Here is a 20,049-nt window from a genome sequence, read left to right as displayed (position 1 = left end):
ATTGAGCAGGGCCCGTTGAGCAGGGTCCCGTGGAGCAGGTTGCATTGAGCAGGGTGGATCGAGCGGTCCGCACGGTCGTCAGGCGGTGCGGACCGCGGCGCCGCGGCGTGCGGGGACGTCAGCGCACGTCAGCGCACGTCAGTGGGTGGGGGCGAGGTCGGCGAGGCACGCGTTGAGCGCCTTCCACGCCTGCCACGCCCGGGTCGCCCCGAACTGCGCGTTGAAGCGCAGCACGGCCCGCACGTCCTCGGGGGTCGCGCCGGCTCCCAGGGCGCGGCCCACGTGGATGCGGAACGTCTCGTCCAGCGTCTGGTAGTGCACGTCGACGCTCATCGTCATGAACGCCCGCTCGCGGACGCTCAGCGTGCCCGGGCCCTGGACGCCCCGCATCCGCGACTGGAGGTCGAAATACTCCAGGAAGTACGGGTCGAGCTTGGTCAGCTCGGCCCGCACGGGCGCGGGCAGCGGAGTCGGCGCAGCGCCGGGGCCGGTCTCCAGCAGCTCGCGGGGCAGCGGTTCCGCCTCCGGACGGGGGAGCCCGGCCGCGGCCTCGATCTCGGCGAGCCGCTCCAGCGCGCCCAGCGCCGCGACGTACCCGCTGTCGTAGGAGATCAGGCGCAGCAGTGCCCGCATGTCCGCGGTGGACACGCCCCGCCGCAGCCCCGCGCGGACGTGCATCTCGAACGGGAGCCCGAGGGCGGGCTGGCAGATGTCCGCCACCAGGGCGAGGAACACCTTCTCGCGGTCGGTCAGCTCGGGCACCGCCCAGCAGTGCCCGACGCTGGCGGCCGCCATCTGGGCGAACACCGGGTCCATCTCGTTGATCGTGTCGGTCGAAGCGTGGACGGTCACTGGGATCGCTCCTTTGATGAACGGCTGTAGCGCTACGACTGTAGTGTGAAAGTCGTGCTCGTACAATGGGCCGGTCATGGAATCAAGCACGCCCCCGGCTCCCGCCGCCCGCCGCCGTCCGAACGCGCGGGGGCAGGGCGAGCGGCTGCGCGAGGAGATCGTCGCGGCGGCCATGCGGATGCTCGACGCCCTCGCCGACGACGAGGCGCTGTCGCTGCGGGCCGTGGCGCGCGAGGTGTCGATCGCGGCCACCTCGGTCTACCTGCACTTTCCCGACCGGGACGCGCTCGTGCTCGCCGTGCTGCGGCGCTGCAACGAGGAGCTGGTGCGCACCGGCGACGAGGCGGACGCCGCGCACGAGGACCCCGCGGCGCGGCTGCGGGCGCGCATCCTCGCGCAGACCGCCTGGGCCCACGAGCATCCGGGCCTCTACAAGGTGCTGCACGAGAGCGCGGTCCACCGGCGGCTCGGCATGCCGTTCAAGGAGGTGCTGGTCGCCAGGACGACGGAGGCGGTCCAGCGCTGCATGGACGCCGGCGTCGCCCCGCGTGACGACGCGGCGACCGTCGCGATCGACCTGCGTACGGCGGTGAACGGCATGCTGTCGCAACGGATCAACGAGCCCGACCTGCCCTGGCCGCCAGCCGAGGAGCAGATCGACCGTTTCCTCACCAAGCTCGTCGGCCTCCCGCCGAGAGCCGGCTGACGGGCCCCGGCGAGGTGGGCGTGCGCATACTCGGGCTGATGTCGGGGACCTCCCACGACGGGATCGACTGCGCGCTCGTCCGCTGGTCGCGCGACGGCGACCTGCTCACCGGGGTCGTGGAGCACACCGCCACCGTGCCCTACCCGCCCGAGCTGCGGGCCGCGATCGTCGCCGCGCTGCCCCCGGGCCGTACGGACATGGGCGAGGTCTGCCGCCTCGACACGCTCGTCGGACAGGCGTTCGCCGACGCGGCGGCGGCCTGCCCGGCCGCCGACCTCGTCTGCTCGCACGGGCAGACGATGTACCACTGGGTGAAGGGCGGGCGCGTGCGCGGGACGCTCCAGCTCGGGCAGCCCGCCTGGATCGCCGAACGGCTCGGCGTGCCGGTCGTGTCGGACCTGCGGGTGCGCGACGTGGCCGCGGGCGGGCAGGGCGCGCCGCTCGTGTCCGCCTTCGACCTGCCGCTGCTGGCCGGGCTGCCCGCCTCGGCGGGACGCGCGGGCGCGCTCAACCTGGGCGGCATCGCCAACATCACCGTCGCCCCCACCGCCTGCGAGCCTCCGCTCGCCTATGACACCGGCCCGGCCTCGGCGCTGACGGACGCGGCCCTGCGCGCTGCCACCGGCATGCCGTACGACGAGGACGGCAGGCTGGCCGCGGCGGGGAAGGTCCACGAGGGGCTGCTGGCCGAGCTGCTCGCCGAGCCCTACTATCACCGGCCGCCGCCCAAGACGACGGGCAAGGAACTGTTCAACGCGGGCTATCTGGACCGGATCGCCGGGCCGTACGCGCTGGGCCTGCCCGACCTGGTGGCGACGCTCACGGCGCTGACCGCGGAGACGGTCGCGGCGGAGCTGCGGCGGCACGGGCTCGGCACGGTCGTCGTCTCCGGGGGCGGCGTGCGCAACCCGGCCCTGATGCGCGCGCTGCGCGAGCGGGCCGACGGCGTGCGGCTGCTGCCGAGCGACGACCTCGGCGTGCCCTCGGACGCCAAGGAGGCCGTCGCGTTCTCTTATCTCGGCTGGCTCACCGCGCACGGCCTGCCCGGCACCGTGCCCGCGTGCACCGGCGCCACAGGGGCGCGCGTGCTCGGCACGATCACCCCCGGTCCCGGCCCGCTGCGGCTGCCTGCGCCGCTGGACCTGCCGCCTCGGCGGATCCGCATGGGCGGCGTGGTTGACCCTCACACCGTGTGAGGGGCTGGAATCGGCCGCATCATGTTCACGATCGGAGACTTCGCCAGGCACGGCCGCGTGTCGGTCCGCATGCTGCGCCACTACGACGCGATCGGGCTGCTCCGTCCGGCCCACGTCGATCCCGCGAGCGGCTACCGCTTCTACGAGGCGGGCCAGCTCGCCCGCCTCAACCGGATCATCGCGCTCAAGGACCTGGGTTTCACCCTCGGTCAGGTGCAGGAGATCCTGGACGAGCAGGTGAGCGCCGGGGAACTGCGCGGGATGCTGCGGCTGCGGCAGGCCGAGCTGGAGGCGGCGATGGCCGCCGCGGCGGCCCGGCTGGCCCAGGTCGAGGCGAGGCTCCGGACGATCGAAAGTGAGGGACACATGAGCACCGACGACGTGGTGGTCCGGCGCATCCCCGCTGTCCGGGTGGCCGAGCTCGGCGCCGTGGCGCGCAGCTACGAGCCCGAGGACATCGGCCCGGTGGTCGGCCCGCTGTTCCAGGAGCTGTGCCGCAGGCTGGACGAGGCCGGGGTGACCCCGGTGGGGCCGGGGATCGCCTACTACGAGGACGCCCCGGGCGGCGACGGGATCCTCGCGCACGTGGCGCTGCCGGTCGCGGTCGCGTCCGGAGACGGTCAGGACTTCGCGGTCGTGGACCTGCCCGCGATCGAGCGGGCGGCCACGATCGTGCACCGCGGGCCGATGGACGACGTCCTCCCGACCTCGCAGACGCTGGCCCGGTGGATCGCCGACGGCGGTGAGCGCTCCGCCGGGTACGCCAGAGAGCTCTACCTGGAGTGCCCCGACGACCCCGCCGGCTGGGTGACCGAACTCCAGGAGCCGCTCGCCTCGTAGCAGCGCGCCGTCCACCGGCGCTCACCGGCTGGAACGAGCGGCACGGACGGTTCCTTCCGGCGCAGTTACCGATGCGGCAGCTCGCCGAGGCGGTGGGCGAACGGCCGGCGCTGCGCGGCGGCCGTACGGCGGGGCCGCGGCATCGGTCGCTGCGGGCGGTGATCGAGTGGAGCCGGGACCCGCCCGCAGGCAAGCCCATAGGCGTACCGAACCGAGGTTCCAGGGCCGGGGCGTCGCGGACGAGGTCCGCGACGCCCCGGCGTGAGGACCCCCGGGGTCACGCCACCTCTTCCGGTGCGGCCGTCCGGGGACTCGTGGCCTCGTCGCCGTGCACCGGCGTCGCCGCCCGGCTCGCCCTCGTACGGGCCGGGAGGACGACGGCGGGGACGACCGCCACGACGGCGATGCCGATCGCCCACCAGAACGCGCCGTGGAAGGCGGCCGCGGCGCCGTCGCCGAGGAGCGACTGCAGGGCGACGGCGACCACGGCGGTGCCGAACGACGCTCCCACCTGCTGGGCGATGCGGGTGTTCATGGTGGCGTGCGGAATGTCCGTCGGCCGGATGTCCTGGTAGGCGACGGACATCGGCGGGATCAGCACCACCCCGGTCCCCAGGCCGCGGACCAGCAGCACTGCTCCCAGCCACCACAGGCTCGTGTCCGGCCCCGCGAGCGCGAAGGGGACGGTGGCGACGGCGGTGAGCAGAAAGCCGCCGATCGTCACGGCGCGTGCCCCGAACCGGTCGGCCAGCCCGCCGACCACGAAGCGCGAGGCGAGCGCGCCGACACCCTGCGGGATCAGCAGCAGCCCGGCGTCGAGCACGCTGTCGCCCCGAAGCTGCTGGTAGTACAGCGGCAGCAGGAACATGCCGGCGTACATCGCCGCGCCGGCGGTGAACAGAACCGCGGAGGCGCTGCCGAGCGAGCGGACGCGCAGCAGCCGGACGTCGACGATCGGCTCGCGCTCGCCGGGCCGCGCCGCCCACGCGACGAACGCGGCCAGCAGGACGACCCCGGCGACCAGCGGCGCCAGCACCCCGGCGTGGCCGATCCCGCCCTCCCTGGAGAGCTGCGAGAGGCCGAGGAGGATCCCCGCCAGCGCCGGTGCGAGCAGCGCCAGACCGGTCCAGTCCAGGCGCCCGCGCCCGGACGTGGCGCCGGGGCGGTCGGCGGGCAGGAACCGCCACGCCAGCAGCAGCCCGGCGGCGATCACGGGCACGTTGATGAGGAACAGCCAGCGCCAGCTCAGCCAGTCGAGGATCACCCCGCCGATCACCGGGCCGAGGATCGGGCCGAGCGCGATCGGCAGGCTGACGGTCGCCATCAGCCGGCTGTCGACCTGTCCGCCTGCGGCCCTCACCGCGAGCGTCTGCATCAGCGGGAAGATCAGCCCGGCGCCGAAGCCCTGCAGTACCCGGAAGCCGATCAGGCTCGCGCCGTTCCACGCCGCCGCGCACAGCACCGAGGCGAGCACGAACAGCACCAGCGCGGCCATCCAGACCCGCTTGCCGCCCCAGCGGCGCTCCGCCCACCCGGTGACCGGGATCGCGACGGCCACCGCCAGCAGGAATCCGGTGGTGACCCACTGGATCGTGCCGGTGGTCGTGTGCAGCTTCACCACCAATGTGTGGATCGCCAGCGTCACCATCGTGGAGTCGAGGATCGCCGCGATCCCGCCCACGAGCAGCGCGATCAGCGCCTTCTTCACCTGCGGCGACAGCTTCGCCTCAGTGGTCTCCGTCATCGTCTCGCTCTCAAATAAGAGTGGAATCCATCTCTTAGGAGAGTAGGACGTGTTGATAGGGAATGCAATCCTTCCTTATGATGGAGCCGTGACCACATCTGCCGCCGCGCCTGCCGCCGCGTCTGCTCCGCGACGCCGACGCGGGCCCGCGCTGGAGGCCGCGCTGCTGGACGCGGCCTGGGACGAGCTGGTCGAGACCGGCTTCGCGAAACTGACCATGGAGTCCGTCGCCGCCCGCGCCGGCACCGGCATCGCGGTGCTGTACCGCCGCTGGGCCAACAAGGACGAGCTCGTGCTCGCCGCGCTCGAGCACTACCGGAGCAGGCACCCGATCGAGCTCCCCGACACCGGGACCCTGCGCGGCGATCTCCTCGCCGCGCTCACCGGCATGGGGGAGACCCGCGCCGCCTTCTTCGCCGTCACCGCGGCGGCCGCCTTCTCGGGGCTGCTGGCCGGCACCGGGCTCACCCCGTCCCAGGTGCGCGACCGGATCATCGGCGACCAGCGGCTACCGCGCGTCCAGGCCATCTACCAGCGCGCCCACGACCGCGGCGAGATCGATCTGGAGCGGATCCCGCCCGCGGTGCTCGCCATGCCGTTCGACCTGGTGCGCCACGACCTGCTCATGAACCTGAAACCCGTGCCGCCCGCCCGCATCCGGTCGATCGTCGACGAGCTCTTCCTCCCCCTCGTCAGCGGGCGGGCCACCTGACGCGGGCGGCCGTACGGCGGGTCAGACCCAGCCGGGCTTGACCAGGCCCGACTCGTACGCGATGACGACGAGCTGGGCGCGGTCGCGCGCGTGCAGCTTGGTCATCGTGCGGCTCACGTGGGTCTTGGCGGTCGCCGGGGACATGTAGAGCCGGGCGGCGATCTCGTCGTTCGTCATGCCGGTGCCCACGAGCGCGAGCACCTCCCGCTCCCGCTCGGTGAGCGGGTCGAGGCGGGTCGCGATGGCGGGCTCCTTGGCGCGGGCGACATACTCGGCGATGAGCCGACGTGTCACGCCGGGCGACAGCAGCGCGTCGCCGGAGGCCACCACCCGCACGGCCTGGATCAGCTCGGCAGGCTCGGTGTCCTTGACCAGGAAGCCGCTCGCGCCGCCGCGCAGGGCCTCGAAGACGTACTCGTCCAGCTCGAACGTGGTGAGCATGACGATCTTCACGTCGGAGAGGGCGGGGTCGTCGCCGATGCGGCGGGTGGCCGTCAGGCCGTCGGTGCCGGGCATGCGGATGTCCATCAGCACCACGTCGGGACGCAGCTCGCGGCTGAGCCGGACGGCCTGCTCGCCGTCGCCCGCCTCGCCGACGACGGTCATGCCCTCCTGGGCGTCGAGCAGGGCCCGGAACCCGGCCCGCACCAGCGCCTGGTCGTCGGCGAGCAGGACGCGTATCACTTCGGCTCCTTCTGGTCGGCGGATGGGGGAAGGGGGAGACGGGCCTCGACGCGGAAGCCGCCGCCGGGCCGGGGGCCCGCCGCGAGCGACCCGCCGAGCGCCGCGGCCCGTTCGCGCATGCCGGGGATGCCGTTGCCGCCGCCGAGGCCCGCCTCGGCCCGCGCCGTCCCCGCGCCGTCGTCCTCGATCACCACGGTCAGCTCCTCCGGCGCGTACGCCACGCGTACGGTCACCCGCGAGCCGGGCGCGTGCCGCGAGACGTTGGTCAACGACTCCTGCACGATCCGGTAGCCGGCCCGGTCGATGCCGGCGGGCAGCGGACGCTCCTGCCCGGTGACCTCCAGATCGACCGGCAGGCCGCTGCGCTCGATGAGGTCGGCCAGGTTGGCCATCCCCGCCGTGGGGGAGCGCGGCGCGCCCTCCCTGAGCAGGCTCAGCACGCCGCGCATCTCGGTCAGCACGTCCTTGGACGCCTGCTTGATCGTGGCCAGGGCGGTGCGGGCCTGCTCGGGGTGGTCGTCCAGGATGTGCAGGGCGGTGGACGCCTGCACGTGGATCAGCGAGATGTTGTGGGCGAGCACGTCGTGCAGCTCCTGGGCCATGGTGAGCCGTTCCTCGCTCGCCTGCCGCCGGGCCGCCTCCCGCGCCATCCGCTGACGTTCGGCGAGGCGCTCGCGGCGCATCCGGTAGAACTCCGCGACGGTGAGCGTGAGCAGCAGGTAGGCCGCGACCGCGGTGTGGTGGAAGAGGCTCGCCCGATGGGGGATGAGCCAGGTGGCGTAGGCGACCACGAACAGGAAGAACGCCCCTGCCGACAGCCACGCCGCGCGGCGGTGCCCCGACACCACCGCGTTGCAGATCACGATGATCGGGCTGAGGAACACCGGTCCGTACGCGAAGTCGGACAGCATGTAGACCGAGGTGGCCGTGAGCGTGACGACCAGCACGGCGACCGGGGCGCGGCGGCGCAGCGCGATCGCGATCGGCCCGACCAGCAGCAGCCCGAAGCCCCACCAGGTCAGCGGCACCCGTCCGAGATCCGGGTTTCGCAACTGCCCATACTGGGCGCCGATCGACAGGAACACCTGAAGGATCCCCACGATGATCGGCAGAACGGGATCGATGCGGTGAAACACGGCGGAGCGCACACCCGCACGCTAGGCCATCACCCCTGGTCACCGCATCCGCCCCGCGCGGCAGTCCGCCGTACGCCGCAAGGAGTAGCGGGCTTCCCTCCGCCGCAGGCCGGGCCGCTCCGGCTGGACCCGCGTCCTGCAGGCGTCCGAAAGCGGACATTCCCGCAGCCTTTTTGACTGTCGTGAGTCATGCTGGAGTGATCGGTCACGTCTGATGGAGGTGCCGGGGCATGAGAAGCGTCGTCGTCGCGTCGCTGGGACTGGTCACGTTCGCGGGCTTCCTCGCGCCGCCCGTCCACGCTTCACCGGCCGCGAAAGAGGTCAAACGGCCGGTCGCGGAGGGGTACGGCGGGGCGGTGGCCACCGTGGACCTCGACGCGAGCAAGGCCGCGCTCTCGGTGCTGCGCCAGGGTGGCAACGCGATGGACGCGGCGGTGGCGGGCGCCGCGGCGCTGGGCGTGACCGAGCCCTACTCTGCGGGGCTGGCCGGGGGCGGCTTCATCGTCTACTACGACGCGCGCAAGCGGAAGGTGACCACGATCGACGGGCGCGAGGCCGCGCCGAGGGCGATGACCTCGACGGCGTTCGAGGGCATCCCGTTCGACGAGGCCGTCACGAGCGGGCTGTCGGTCGGCGTCCCTGGCAGCGTGGCGCAGTGGGACCTGGCGCTGCGCCGTTACGGCACGATGTCGCTGCGCCAGGTGCTGCGCCCCGCGATCGAGATCGCCGAGAAGGGCTTCGTCGTCGACCAGACGTTCCACGACCAGACGGAGCAGAACGCCGCCCGCTTCGCCGACTTCACCTCGACCGCCTCGCTCTACCTGCCGGGCGGGCAGCCGCCGCCGGTCGGCTCGGTCTTCCGCAACCGCGACCTCGCGCGCACCTACCGTGAGCTGGGCGTCCGCGGCCCCGACTGGCTGTACGGCGGCGAGCTCGGCCGCGAGATCGTCGCCACCGTGAAGAAGCCGCCGGTGCGCAAGGGAGCCACCCGGAACGTCAGGACCGGCCTGATGGAGGTCTCCGACCTCAGGGCCTACCGGGCGCTCGAACGGCCGCCCACCAAGGTCACGTACAAGGGCCTCGACGTGTACGGCATGGCGCCGCCGTCGTCCGGCGGATCCACGGTGGGGGAGGCGCTGAAGATCCTTGAGGCACTCCCGAAGGTCGGCCTGCACGAATACCTGGAGGCGTCCCGGCTCGCCTTCGCCGACCGCAACGCCTACGTCGGCGACCCGGCGTACGTGAACGTGCCGCTGGACCGGCTGCTGTCCGACGGCTTCGCCAAGGAGCGCGCCTGCCTGATCGGCCCGCGGGCGATGGCCCACCCCGCCGCGCCCGGTTCGCCCGACGGCTCCTACGGACCATGCCCCTCGGGGGCTGCGGAAGGTTCGGTCCCGGAGGAGAAGAAGGAGGGGCCGGAGACCACCCATCTCGTGGTGACCGACCGCTGGGGCGACGTGGCCGCCTACAACATCACGATCGAGCAGACCGGCGGCAGCGGGATCGTGGTGCCGGGCCGCGGCATCCTGCTCAACAACGAGCTGACCGACTTCACCTTCGGCCCGGCGCCGGGCGACCCCAACCTGCCCGCTCCCGGCAAGCGCCCGAGGTCGTCGATGGCCCCGACCATCGTGCTCAAGAACGGAAAGCCGCTGCTCGCCGTCGGCTCGCCCGGCGGTTCGACGATCATCACGACCGTGCTGCAGATCCTGCTGAACCGGCTCGACTTCGGCATGTCGCTCCCGGAGGCCGTGGCCGCTCCGCGCGCCTCGCAGCGCAACACCGCCGCCACCCAGGCCGAGCCCGCGTTCGCCGACCGGTACGGCGCGGAGCTGACCGCGCTCGGTCACACGCTGACGGACGTCCCCGGCCCGCCGGTGGGTGAGATCGGCGCGGCGACCGGCCTGGAGTTCCTGCGCGACGGCCGCGTCCAGGCGGTCGCCGAGCCGGGCAGGCGCGGCGGAGGCAGCGCCCTCGTGGTCAGCCCGCGGCGCTGAGCCGGGTCAGCGCGGGGCCGGGTCAGCGCGGGGCCGGGTCAGCGCCGGGCCGGGTCAGCACGGTCAGCGCTGGGCCGGGTCGGCACGGGGCCGGGTCGGTACGGGGCCTGGTCAGCACCTTGCGCCGATGAGCTCGTAGGCCTCCGGCTTCACCTTCCGGGTGCGTGCCCAGTATTCGAAGGTGAAGCCTGGCCACAGCGCGCGGTTCCTGCCGTGCTCGTCGAGATACCAGCTCGTGCAGCCGCCCTCGTTCCACACCAGCCGATCGAGCCGCCGCTGGAGGCGGTCGTTGAAGGCCCGCTGCGCCGCCGGCCGTACGTCGAGGGCTCTGGCCTTGGTCTTCGACAGCAGCCGCAGGCAGTCCATGACATAGCGCACCTGTGACTCGATCATGAAGACCACCGAGGAGTGCCCGAGACCGGTGTTGGGGCCGAGCAGGAAGAACAGGTTGGGGAAACCCGTGGTCGTGATCCCGTAGTAGGCCTCGACGCCGTCACTCCACGCGTCCTGGATCTTGACGCCGTTCCTGCCGACGATGTGCTGCTCGTTGAGCGCGTCGACCACCTTGAAGCCGGTGCCCCACACGATCATGTCGACCTCGTGCTCGCGCCCCGCGGCGTCCACGATCGACCGCTGCCTGATCTCGGTGATGCTGTCGGTGACCAGCTCGACGTTGTCCCTGGTCAGCGCGGGATAGTAGTCGTTGGACAGCAGGATCCGCTTGCAGCCGATGGTGTAGTCGGGCGTCAGCTTCGCGCGCAGCCCGGGGTCGGGCACCTGCCGGGCCAGATGGCGCTCGGCCATGGCCTGGTGGACCTTCATCAGCCGAGGGTCGATCGTGAAGCCCACGGCCCGGGTCTCCAGCAGCCAATAGACGGCGTCGCGCAGCAGCCGGGCGCCGCCGGGCGCCTCCATGGCCCGCTTCAGCCGTCCGTCGATCGGCAGGTCGGGCTTGGGCTGGATCCACGGCGGGGTGCGCTGGAAGACGGTGAGCCGGCTCGCCTGCTCCGCGAGGACCGGGACGAACTGGACCGCCGACGCGCCGGTGCCGACGACCGCGACGCGCTTGCCGGCCGGGTCCGCGGAGTGGTCCCACCGGGCGGAGTGGAAGGCCGTGCCGGTGAAGCGCTCACGGCCGGGGATCTCGGGGTACGACGGCACGTGCAGGGCCCCGACGCCGGAGACGACGGCGTTGGTCTCGAAGGTCTCCCCGTCGCCTGTCGACACCCGCCACAGGGCCCGCTCGTCGTCGTACTCCAGCCCGCAGACCTCCTTGCCGAACCGCAGGTGGGGCTCCAGGCCGTACTTCCGGGCGCAGGCCCGCAGGTAGTCCCAGATCTCCTCCTGTGGAGAGAACAGCCGCGACCAGCCGGGGTTGAGCTCGAACGAGAAGGAGTACAGCGGCGAGGGGACGTCGCAGGCGCAGCCGGGATAGCTGTTGTCCCGCCAGGTGCCGCCGAGCTCGCCCGCCTTCTCCAGGATCACGAAGTCGTGATAGCCGGCTTCCTTGAGCTTGATGGCCATGCACAGCCCGGCGAACCCGGAACCGATGATCGTGACGCCCGGACTGGGCATGCGACCTCCCCGTCCTATTAGAAGATTTGTCCAATCTATTCCCGGGGGTGGGCCGGGTCCAGGGTCCGGCGCGTACGGCCCGAGCGGCAGGGGAGCGACGTGTCGTCGTGGACGCGTCGGCGGGCATGACAAAGCCGCCGACGGGCGCGGACGTCGGCGGCTGGTACAGGTATGTCAGCGCACCAGGAGGTACGCCACCACGGCGAGGATCACAACGAGCGCCGCACCGACGGCGATCCAAATCGGCAGGCGCGACGGCTGCTCCTTCGAGGCCTCCACGTCCTGCTGCTGCGCGAACGCCCGGAAAGCCTGCGTGTTTCCGGCCGGGTCGATCTGAGGGTCGGACATGGGCAAGACTCTAGCGACACATGGTGTGTCGTGGCCGCGATTTGTCGGATTTTGCCCTCTCCTGGTGGTCACTTGAGGAAGGGCAGAACTCATGCTCCGGCGGAGGCGGGAAACGGCGGCGTACCGGCCTACGGGCGGGGTGGCACCCGCGCCGCGCCGACTGCCGCCGCGCGAACCCGTGCGGGCCGCCGCGTGGAAGGCGCATGACCCGGTGCCGCCGTGCCGAGACGTCACCGGGCTGACCCATCCGGGCCGCCGGGTGGAACCCGCATGAACCCCTGCCGAGTTCGTCGTGACGTCACCGGGCTGACCCGTGCGGGCCGCCGCGTGGAAGGCGCATGACCCCGTGCTGCGGTGCCGAGACGTCACCGCCCCGGCCGGGCGCCGGCGTCCTTCTGGGCCGGAGCGAATACCGGACCGGTGCGGGCGGCGGATAGCGTTGTATTCATGCTCCGCACCCTCCTGGCTCCCCGGCTGGTGGCCCTGCACCTGCTGGTCATCGGGGTGCTCGTGTCCTTCACCTTCCTCGGCCGCTGGCAGCTCGGCGTCTTCGAGGCGTCGGGCGCCCCGAAGCGGGCCCCCGACCCCGCGCCCGTGGCCGTCACCGAGCTGGCTCAGGTGGGGCAGCACGTGAACGGCACCGCGATCAGCCGCAGGGTGACCGCCACGGGGACCTACGACGCCGCGCACCAGTTGCTGGTGGCCGACCGGGTCGCCGACGTGGCCGCCCCCGGCGGCCGGGCGGCCCAGGGGGACGGTTTCTGGCTGCTCACGCCACTGCGGCTCGCGGACGGCACGGTCGTCCCCGTCGTACGCGGCTGGGTCGCCAGGGCGGACGCCCCCGCCGCGGCCGTGCCCGAGGGCACCGTGACCGTGACCGGGCGGCTACGGCCGGCCGAGCAGACCGACGACGTCATGCGCAGCGGCAACCTGCCGGCCGGTCAGGTCGCGACGGTGTCGACGGCGGAGCTGATCAACCTGTGGCCGGACGCGCAGGTGCGGGACGGTTTCGTCGTCGCGACCGCGCAGGAGCCGCCGACCCGCGTCACGCCGGTGGCCGTGTCGCCGCCGACCCTTGGCAGTGGGTTCAACTGGCGCAACCTGGCCTATGCCCTCCAGTGGTGGATCTTCGCGCTGTTCGCCGTCTACATGTGGTTCCACTTCGTCCGTGACGCCCTGCGCGGGCGGCGGGAACGCGAACAGGAACCAGAGCGGGCGCCGGGTGAACCGGGGCCGTTAGAGCCGCAGCCGTCCGAGTCTCAGTTATCAGAGCCGCAGTCATCCGGGCTCCAGCCGCCCGAGCCCCGGTCGCCCGAGCCCCGGTCGCCCGGGCCCCAGCCGTCCGAGCCCGCCGCGCACGTGGAGGCCTGAGCGGCCCTGGAGCCGGGACCACCGGGTGGCCCGGATATCGTGGTGTGACCGTTTCCCCAGCAGAGGTAATGATCGACGTGGAATCTGCGCTCAATTTCTACCGCGTCATGGCCTACATCGTCGGCGTGATGCTGCTCGTGCTGTGTGCCGCCATGGTCGTCGAGTACGGGTTCGACAGCGACACGATGGTCGCGGTCGTCGGGCCGATCCACGGCTTCCTCTACATGATCTATCTGGTGGCCGCGATCAACCTGGGCCTGATCAAGGCCCGCTGGTCGGTCGGCTATCTGCTGCTGGTGCTCATCGCGGGCACGATCCCGTTCCTGTCCTTCGTGATGGAGCGCAGCGTCACCGAGCGGGCGCGCAGGAGGATCGCCACCGCTTCGTGAGCGAAGTGGAACGGCCGGGTCGCGAAACGCGACCCGGCCGTACCTTTTGTTGTGTCGTGTCTGTGGTTGTGCTCGGGGGCCTCAGCGGCCGATCTGACGGCGGCGGATGCGCCGCAGCCGCGCCCGCTGCGACTCGTCCAGCATGAAGTAGGCGACGACCGGCGCACCCAGCGCGCCGATGGTGATCAGCCAGGCGAGGAGCGACGGCACCGGAAGGATGAAGACCAGCACGGCCACCACCGCCGCGCCCACGTAGTACTTGCCCAGTGGCGACATCGTCAGGCCTTTCGTGTCGGGTCTCGCGCGGGGCGAAGTCCCGCGTCGCCTGGAGAACGTCCGGAGCCCCGGCCGAGTTCCGCGAACGCCCGCGGGAAGCCGGCGCCGATCCCGCCCGATCCCGCTCGATCCGCGTCTGACCCGCCCGACCCCGCGCTGCCCCCGGGGCCTGACCCCGCTCGATCCGCGCCTGACCCCGGGGCCTACCCCCTCCCGATCCCGCGCTGACCCCCCGGGCCTGACCCCGCTCGATCCGCGCCTGACCCCGGCCCGACCCGGGACCTACCCCGCCCGACCCCGGGGCCTACCCCCTCCTGATCCCGCGCTGACCCGGCCCTATACCAGCCTGATCCCCGGCCTGATCCCGGCCTGATTCCGGTTTGGTCCCAGCCGGTGCGCGTCCACGCAGCGGCGCCGCGGTGCCGGGGAGACGAGTGATCGTCTCCCGTCCGGCTCCGCGGCGCCGCGCACACTGCCCGGTCGTCCGGCATGGGCCGCGCTCCCGATTCGACGGGACGGAGTCCGTTCCCGTACTGCGGCCCGGCCGGAGGCCCTTGATCGGGGACTCCCGGCTGGAGACCCCTGACCGGAGACTCAGCCTTCGCCGGACTCCGACTTGCCCATCGCCTTGCGGATCAGGTCACGGGCACGATCCATGATCGCGACCGGTGGACCAAGCAGGACGTTCTCCATCGCCGACTCGACCCCGGGGTGCGGGTGGGTGGGAGCCATCGCCTCGGCCGCCTTGACCCCCACGGCCATCGCCTTGCGCTCGGCCTCGGACGTGCTCGCCTTGAGCTCGGAGAACTCGTAGCGCTCCTCGGCGGCGGCGTGGGCGAACACGGCGGCCCGCAGCCTCTCCAGCTCCTGGGAGAACTCCGCCGTCGTCACGTCCATGTCGTCGAGGCGGCTGAGCATCTCCTTCGCCTCTTCCTCCTCCTGGAGGCGGTTGTCCACGATCGTGTCGCCGTCGACCAGCTTGCGCCGTGCATACGGGTGGACGATCTCCTCCTCCGCCGTCTCGTGGACGGCGAGCAGGCGAACCAGGCGGCTGAACGCCTCCTTGCGCTCCTCCCCCTGGCCTCTGTCGACCTCGTCGAACAGCTCCCGGATGAGGACGTGCTGCTGTGTCAGGAGATCGATCACGTCGTTCTCCCGCATGGTCTCCGGCCTTGACTGGCGGTCCATTAGCGCCTCCTTTCTGGTCATATCCGGGCTACCCGTAACCTGAGGGCGAAACCCCTGACCAGTGGATTCGGCTCATCGAAGCGATGCTGCGGCCCGCAGCCCTTGTTGTGGCGGGCACGGGCGGCCCGTCATGCACGGGATGCGCGGGATCTGCACATTTCCGGACGGAGACTCTGCACAGAGGGCATCTACGCTTCCCTCCATGGCTACCCCTCAGCAACGCCGCATCCTCGTGGTCGAGGACGACGCCACCATCGCGAACGCCGTACGGCTCCGGCTCGTGGCGGAGGGTTTCGACGTACGCGTCGCGAGTGACGGCGAGGGGGCGCTCGCGGCCTATGCGAAGGCGGAGCCGGACCTCGTCGTCCTCGACCGGCTGCTGCCGGGCCTGGACGGGCTCGAAGTGTGCCGCAGGATGCAGGCCGCCCGCCCGGTGCCGGTGCTCATGCTGACCGCGCTCGGCGAGGAGACGGATGTCCTTGTCGGCCTGGGCGTGGGGGCCGACGACTACATCACCAAACCGTTCAGCATGCGGGAGCTCGTCGCGCGGATCCACGCCCTGCTGCGGCGGGTGGAGCGGGCCAGCCTGCTGGCCCACGAGGACGCGGTGATCCGGGTCGGCGACGTCGAGATCAACACGGCCGAGCGCCGCGTGTTCGTCCGCGGGGCCGAGGCCCAGCTCACCCGGACCGAGTTCGACCTGCTGCGGCGTCTCGCCGAGCGGCCCGGTCAGGTCTTCGAACGCGAACGGCTGCTGTCGGACATCTGGGGCTTCTCCGAGGCAGCCGCGACCCGGACCGTGGACAGCCACGTCCGCGCGCTGCGCCGCAAGCTCGGCCCGGAGGTCGTCCGCACCGTCCACGGCGTGGGATACGCGCTCGTCCGTCCATGACGTTTCAGCAGGGAGAGCCAGGCAATTGAGGCCGCTCGACTTCCTCGGCCGGATCAAGGTCAAGCTCGGCATCGTGATCGTGCTCGCCGTGGTCGCGGCGTTCGTCGTCAACGAGGTCGGCATCAACTCCGGCATGTCCCGGGACCTGCGGATCGCGATCGCCGTCGTGCTCGCGATGATCATGGTGCAGCTCCTCGCCCACGGCATGACCCGGCCGCTGCGCGAGATGGCCGCGGCCGCGCAGACGATCGCCAAGGGCCGCTACGGCCTGCGCGTCAGCGCGACCTCCCGCGACGAGGTGGGAGAGCTGGCGCGGGCCTTCAACGCCATGGCGTCCGACCTCGCCGAGGTCGATCGCCAGCGGCGTGAACTGGTGGCCAACGTCAGCCACGAGCTGCGTACGCCGATCACCGGCCTGCAGGCCGTGCTGGAGAACATCGTGGACGGCGTCACGCCGCCCGACCTCGACACCCTGGGTACGGCCCTCGCCCAGACGCAGCGGCTCGGCCGCCTGGTGGCCCAGCTTCTCGACCTGTCGCGGCTCGACTCGGGGGCCCGGCTGATCGAGCCGGAGGAGCTGGACCTGGCGTCGTTGTGCCGTCAGGCCGTCTCTGAGGCGACTCTCGCGCGTGACGACGTCACGGTGGTGAGCGCGGTCAGGCCGGGGACGGTGCTGTCCGCCGACGCGGCCCTGCTCGCTCAGGTGCTGGCCAACCTGCTCGACAACGCCGTACGGCACAGCCCGCCCGGCGGCATGGTCCGGGTGGAGGCGCGGCCGGCCGGGGCGAACCTGGAGATCAGCGTGACCGACGACGGTCCCGGCATCCCGCAGGCGGAGCGGGCCCGGGTGTTCGAGCGCTTCTCGCGGCTCGACGCCGGACGGGCCGCCGACGCGGGCGGGGCGGGGCTGGGGCTCGCCATCGCCAAGGAGATCGTCGAGTTACACGGCGGGTCGATCTCGGTGTCCGACCCGATCCCGGTCACCAGGCGGACCGGGAGGATCGAGGGGACCGAGTTGAGAGGCGGGGGCACGGCCCCTGGGTGCCGGATGGTCGTCGTGCTGCCGCATCGCTCGGAGCCCGCTGCGGCGGAGAGCACGGACGGACTCGTCCGCGCCGGAAGGGGAGACATGGACGTCCGCATGCCGGGCGCGGGCCGCGCCGAAGGCAGGCCCGGCGAGCAGGGCCCATTCGGAGGCGAGACCGATCTGATCGATGGCACTCTCGCCCCCGCAGTGAGCGCGGAGAAGACCGCTGATGAGGTCGTGCGCGTAGCGGAGGCACGGGGCGAGGACGCACTGGTGGGGCGGACGCGGCGAGAGGACGCACTGGTGGGGGAGGCGCGGGGCGAGGATGCGGGGGCGTCCTCGCCCGCGAGCCAGGCCGGGGATGAGCGAGCAGAGGCCGGGCACGGGGAGGGATCGGAGCCCCCCAGCCCGGATTCCCGCACTCTGGAGCCCCACAGCGTGGAGCCTCACAGCCTGGAGCCCCTCCGGCCGGCATTCCTTCACGAGGTCTCGGCTTCATCGCAGACCGAGACTCCGACAGGCGGCCACCCCCAGAGCGGGGACCACGGCGGCTTTCCGGACAGCGCCGGTGCCCTGGGCGACAGCGGGGACCGCAGTGAGTCGTTGCGGTCTGGCTTCGTTCATGCGCGGGCGGGTCAGCCGGGTGCGGCGGCGCAGGACGTGGGTGTGCGCGAGGGGGGTGCGCAGGACGCCGGGGTTCTGGGCGATGGCGAGGAGCGCAGTGAGTCGTTGCGGTCTGGCCTCGTTCATGCGCGGGCGGGTCAGCCGGGTGCGGCGGCGGAGGACATGGGCGCGCACGACGGGGGCGCGCACCCCGAAGGTCCGCAGGGCGTAGGTGTGCAGGGCGTGGGTGTGCAGGGCGTGGGTGCGCAGGATGGGGGTGTAGCCTCACGGCCGCTCGCCGCACACGTACCCGCGTCACCCATGCCCGCGTCACACGCGCCTGTCTCGCACATGCTCGCCTCGGACGTGTCCTCCCCACATGCGCCCGCGTCGCATATGGCCTCGCATATGCCCGCACCGCATGTGCCCGCACCGCATGTGCCCGCCTCGCGGCCTGGCGCCGTCCATGACCCCGCTGGGCAGCTGGCGCGGGCGGCGCTGGGGGCGGGCCTTGGCATGATCGCCGGATTCCTCACCGGGATGGTCGTCTCGGTCATCCTCGGCTTGGGCGTCGTGGTGGTGCTGCTGTTCGCCATCGGCGGTGCGATCGCGGGAGCGACACGCGGGTCGTCATCGGCTCATCGAGCCGCGCCGCCGCCCTGGCAGGGCGCAGCGCCAACACTCGGGCCAACGCTCGGGCCAACGCCCGGGCCAACGCCTGCGCCGCCACCCGGACCGTCATCCGCGTCGTCACCGGTGCTGTCGCCCACGCCATCACCTGGGCCGACACCTGGGCCGACACTTGGGCCGACAGATGCGCCGTCACCTGGGCCGGTCGCTCGTATGAGCGCCGCCCAGGCCGCGGCACGGGGTGTGAGCGCCTCCCCGTCGCCCGCCCCAGGCGCGCAGAACCCGGGCACGCAGAACCCAGGCACGCAGAACCCGGGCACGCTGGGGCTGGGCACGCCCGGACCACAGGGGCCGGGGCGATACCCGCCGCCGCCCGCGTACGTGCCGCCGCCGCTGTTCCCGCGGCCGGAACTGCCGGACGCGCCCCGGTGGCTGCTGCCGGCCGCCGCGGCGACGGGCCTGGTGGCCGCCGTCTCCCTGCCGGACGCGGCGCCCGGGCTGGGCTTCGCGCTGACGGCGGTCGCGATGGGCGCCGCGGCGTTCCCCGCGGTGCTGCCGCTCCGTCGTGGCCGGATCACGCCGTGGACGGTGGCCTTCGGCCTCCTGGCGTACGCGCTGGTCTCCGTGGTGCTCTTCCGCGACGCCGACTGGCTGGTCGGGCCGGTGCTGCTGGCCGCGTTCGGAGTCGGGTCGCTCGCGGTGTCGGGCGGCGGACGGGGCTGGCTCGCGGTGATCAAGGGTGGGGTCTCGGTCGTGTTCGCGCTGCTGCCGCAGCCGTGGTTCCTGAGCGGGCCGATCCGGAGGCTGACCCGGCGCAGGATGCTGCCCACGCTGGTCAGCGCCCTCGTGACCATCGTCCTGCTGGCCGTCTTCGGCCTGCTGTTCGCCTCGGCCGACGCCGTCTTCTCGGCCTTCCTCAGCGACCTGCTGCGTACCCCTGACTGGGTCAGGAGCCTGCCCTACCGGGCCTTCGTGTTCTGCGTGTTCGCGGCGCTGGCCGCGGCGGCGGTGCTGGTGGGCCTGCGGCCGGTGGCCGAGCCCGCCGCGCCCGACCTGCGGATGTCCATCGGCCGCCAGGTGTGGATGATCCCGCTGATCGGGCTGAACCTGCTGTTCGCGGCGTTCGTGACGGTGCAGATCACGGTGTTGTTCGGCGGGAGCCGCAGGGTGCTGACGACTGCGGGGCTCACCTACGCGCAGTATGCGAGGTCGGGCTTCTTCGAACTCGTCACGGTCAGCCTCTTCGTGCTCGGCATCGTGGCGGCCGCGGTCGCCCTGCTGCGCCGCGAGAGCCGGGCCGACCGCTGGCTGCTGGCCGTGCTGCTCGGCCTGCTGTGCGCGTTCACCCTCGTCATCCTCGCCTCGGCGCTGCACCGGCTCGGCCTCTACACCGACGCGTACGGCCTGTCGCGGCTGCGGGCCTCGGTGGAGGCGACGATCTGGTGGCTCGGCGCGGTGTTCGTGCTGGTCCTGGTGGTGGGGGCGGTCCGCCTGGCCGGCGGCGGCACGTCGTGGTTCTTCCGTGCGCTCGTGCTGCTCACCGGGGTGTCGCTGTTCGTGTTCGCGGTGTGGGACCCCGACGCGCGGGTGGCAGAGACCCAGCTGACGGTCCGGGGCGTGGAGCGGCTCGACCACGACTATCTGAGCGAGCTGGGGGCGGAGGCCGTGCCGATCCTCGACCGCCTGCCGGAGCCGGACCGCAGCTGCGTGCTGAGCGAAGTGGTGGCGGCCGACGAGCTGTGGAAGCCGGACCCCTGGAACGGCTGGAACCTCGCCCGCGCCCGCGCCCGCGAGGTGCTGGAGCGCAGGCCCGTCGTGCCGCCCGTCTCGCGGTCGCGCGACTGCCCCGGCCCTTCGCGCATGCCCGGTCCGTACGACTGATC

Annotated in this window: 17 protein-coding genes; 9 read left to right on the top strand and 8 right to left on the bottom strand. The window is 72.5% G+C overall.

Annotation, left to right across the window (positions count from 1 at the left end; translation table 11 throughout):
• Positions 1–138 precede the first annotated feature (138 nt).
• Entirely contained in the window at positions 139–852 is a 714-nt protein-coding gene (locus FLV34_RS29825; RefSeq protein ID WP_261985956.1) for a carboxymuconolactone decarboxylase family protein, read from the bottom strand.
• 76 nt (positions 853–928) lie between these two features.
• Here FLV34_RS29825 and FLV34_RS29820 point away from each other — a divergent pair, with 76 nt between their 5' ends.
• Genes FLV34_RS29820 through FLV34_RS29810 form a run of 3 tightly spaced genes read left to right on the top strand, consistent with a single transcriptional unit; the run spans position 929 to position 3,594 of the window.
• Positions 929–1,558 (top strand): TetR/AcrR family transcriptional regulator, encoded by a 630-nt coding sequence (locus tag FLV34_RS29820; RefSeq protein WP_142649259.1) that lies wholly within the window; start codon positions 929–931, stop codon positions 1,556–1,558.
• Positions 1,559–1,572: 14 nt separating this feature from the next.
• Positions 1,573–2,754: an anhydro-N-acetylmuramic acid kinase gene (locus tag FLV34_RS29815; protein WP_315985217.1), complete on the top strand. Its 1,182-nt coding sequence runs from the start codon at positions 1,573–1,575 to the stop codon at positions 2,752–2,754.
• Between the two features lie 21 nt (positions 2,755–2,775).
• On the top strand, positions 2,776–3,594 hold the full coding sequence (locus FLV34_RS29810) for a MerR family transcriptional regulator (RefSeq protein ID WP_147944673.1): 819 nt from the start codon (positions 2,776–2,778) through the stop codon (positions 3,592–3,594).
• 277 nt (positions 3,595–3,871) lie between these two features.
• Here the strand turns inward: FLV34_RS29810 and FLV34_RS29805 are convergent, their stop codons facing one another.
• Positions 3,872–5,338, bottom strand: coding sequence for an MDR family MFS transporter (locus FLV34_RS29805; protein ID WP_142649262.1), 1,467 nt, complete (start codon positions 5,336–5,338; stop codon positions 3,872–3,874).
• An 88-nt stretch (positions 5,339–5,426) separates the two neighbouring features.
• On the opposite strand from FLV34_RS29805, the gene FLV34_RS29800 reads away from it, so the two are divergent.
• Complete coding sequence (locus FLV34_RS29800) at positions 5,427–6,050, top strand: TetR/AcrR family transcriptional regulator (RefSeq protein WP_147944672.1); 624 nt, start codon at positions 5,427–5,429, stop codon at positions 6,048–6,050.
• Between the two features lie 21 nt (positions 6,051–6,071).
• Here FLV34_RS29800 and FLV34_RS29795 read toward each other — a convergent pair whose 3' ends face one another.
• Both FLV34_RS29795 and FLV34_RS29790 read right to left on the bottom strand, forming a co-directional pair.
• Positions 6,072–6,734, bottom strand: a complete 663-nt coding sequence (locus FLV34_RS29795; RefSeq protein WP_142649264.1) for a response regulator transcription factor — start codon at positions 6,732–6,734, stop codon at positions 6,072–6,074.
• Positions 6,731–7,882, bottom strand: a complete 1,152-nt coding sequence (locus FLV34_RS29790; protein ID WP_260617368.1) for a sensor histidine kinase — start codon at positions 7,880–7,882, stop codon at positions 6,731–6,733. The genes FLV34_RS29795 and FLV34_RS29790 overlap by 4 nt, the downstream gene beginning before the upstream one ends.
• A gap of 218 nt (positions 7,883–8,100) precedes the next feature.
• On the opposite strand from FLV34_RS29790, the gene ggt reads away from it, so the two are divergent.
• The gene (gene ggt, locus FLV34_RS29785; protein WP_147944671.1) at positions 8,101–9,867 is read left to right on the top strand and encodes a gamma-glutamyltransferase; all 1,767 of its coding nucleotides are present in this window, start codon (positions 8,101–8,103) and stop codon (positions 9,865–9,867) included.
• Between the two features lie 111 nt (positions 9,868–9,978).
• On the opposite strand, the gene FLV34_RS29780 is transcribed toward ggt, so the two are convergent.
• A complete protein-coding gene (locus FLV34_RS29780; RefSeq protein ID WP_142649266.1) occupies positions 9,979–11,442 on the bottom strand; it encodes an NAD(P)/FAD-dependent oxidoreductase in 1,464 nt (487 codons plus the stop codon).
• A gap of 174 nt (positions 11,443–11,616) precedes the next feature.
• A complete protein-coding gene (locus FLV34_RS40815) occupies positions 11,617–11,790 on the bottom strand; it encodes a hypothetical protein (RefSeq protein WP_168066169.1) in 174 nt (57 codons plus the stop codon).
• 447 nt (positions 11,791–12,237) lie between these two features.
• Between FLV34_RS40815 and FLV34_RS29775 the strand changes: the two genes are divergently transcribed.
• Together FLV34_RS29775 and FLV34_RS29770 are read left to right on the top strand one after the other, a co-directional pair.
• Positions 12,238–13,161: an SURF1 family protein gene (locus FLV34_RS29775; RefSeq protein ID WP_147944670.1), complete on the top strand. Its 924-nt coding sequence runs from the start codon at positions 12,238–12,240 to the stop codon at positions 13,159–13,161.
• A 77-nt stretch (positions 13,162–13,238) separates the two neighbouring features.
• Positions 13,239–13,550: a DUF3817 domain-containing protein gene (locus tag FLV34_RS29770; protein ID WP_147944669.1), complete on the top strand. Its 312-nt coding sequence runs from the start codon at positions 13,239–13,241 to the stop codon at positions 13,548–13,550.
• An 81-nt stretch (positions 13,551–13,631) separates the two neighbouring features.
• Here the strand turns inward: FLV34_RS29770 and FLV34_RS29765 are convergent, their stop codons facing one another.
• Together FLV34_RS29765 and FLV34_RS29760 are read right to left on the bottom strand one after the other, a co-directional pair.
• Complete coding sequence (locus FLV34_RS29765; RefSeq protein WP_142649269.1) at positions 13,632–13,826, bottom strand: hypothetical protein; 195 nt, start codon at positions 13,824–13,826, stop codon at positions 13,632–13,634.
• A 594-nt stretch (positions 13,827–14,420) separates the two neighbouring features.
• Positions 14,421–15,014 carry a hemerythrin domain-containing protein gene (locus tag FLV34_RS29760; RefSeq protein WP_240971675.1) on the bottom strand — a complete coding sequence of 198 codons (594 nt, stop codon included), beginning with the start codon at positions 15,012–15,014 and terminating at the stop codon, positions 14,421–14,423.
• Between the two features lie 202 nt (positions 15,015–15,216).
• Between FLV34_RS29760 and FLV34_RS29755 the strand changes: the two genes are divergently transcribed.
• Entirely contained in the window at positions 15,217–15,906 is a 690-nt protein-coding gene (locus FLV34_RS29755; RefSeq protein WP_142649270.1) for a response regulator transcription factor, read from the top strand.
• 25 nt (positions 15,907–15,931) lie between these two features.
• A complete protein-coding gene (locus tag FLV34_RS42775; protein WP_261985955.1) occupies positions 15,932–20,047 on the top strand; it encodes a DUF4153 domain-containing protein in 4,116 nt (1,371 codons plus the stop codon).
• Positions 20,048–20,049: the final 2 nt, after the last annotated feature.

This window comes from Microbispora sp. CSR-4 (assembly GCF_008033685.1).
Classification (GTDB): domain Bacteria; phylum Actinomycetota; class Actinomycetes; order Streptosporangiales; family Streptosporangiaceae; genus Microbispora.
The sequence above is the reverse complement of the archived record's forward strand: the minus strand, read 5'-3'. Positions and strand labels throughout refer to the sequence as shown.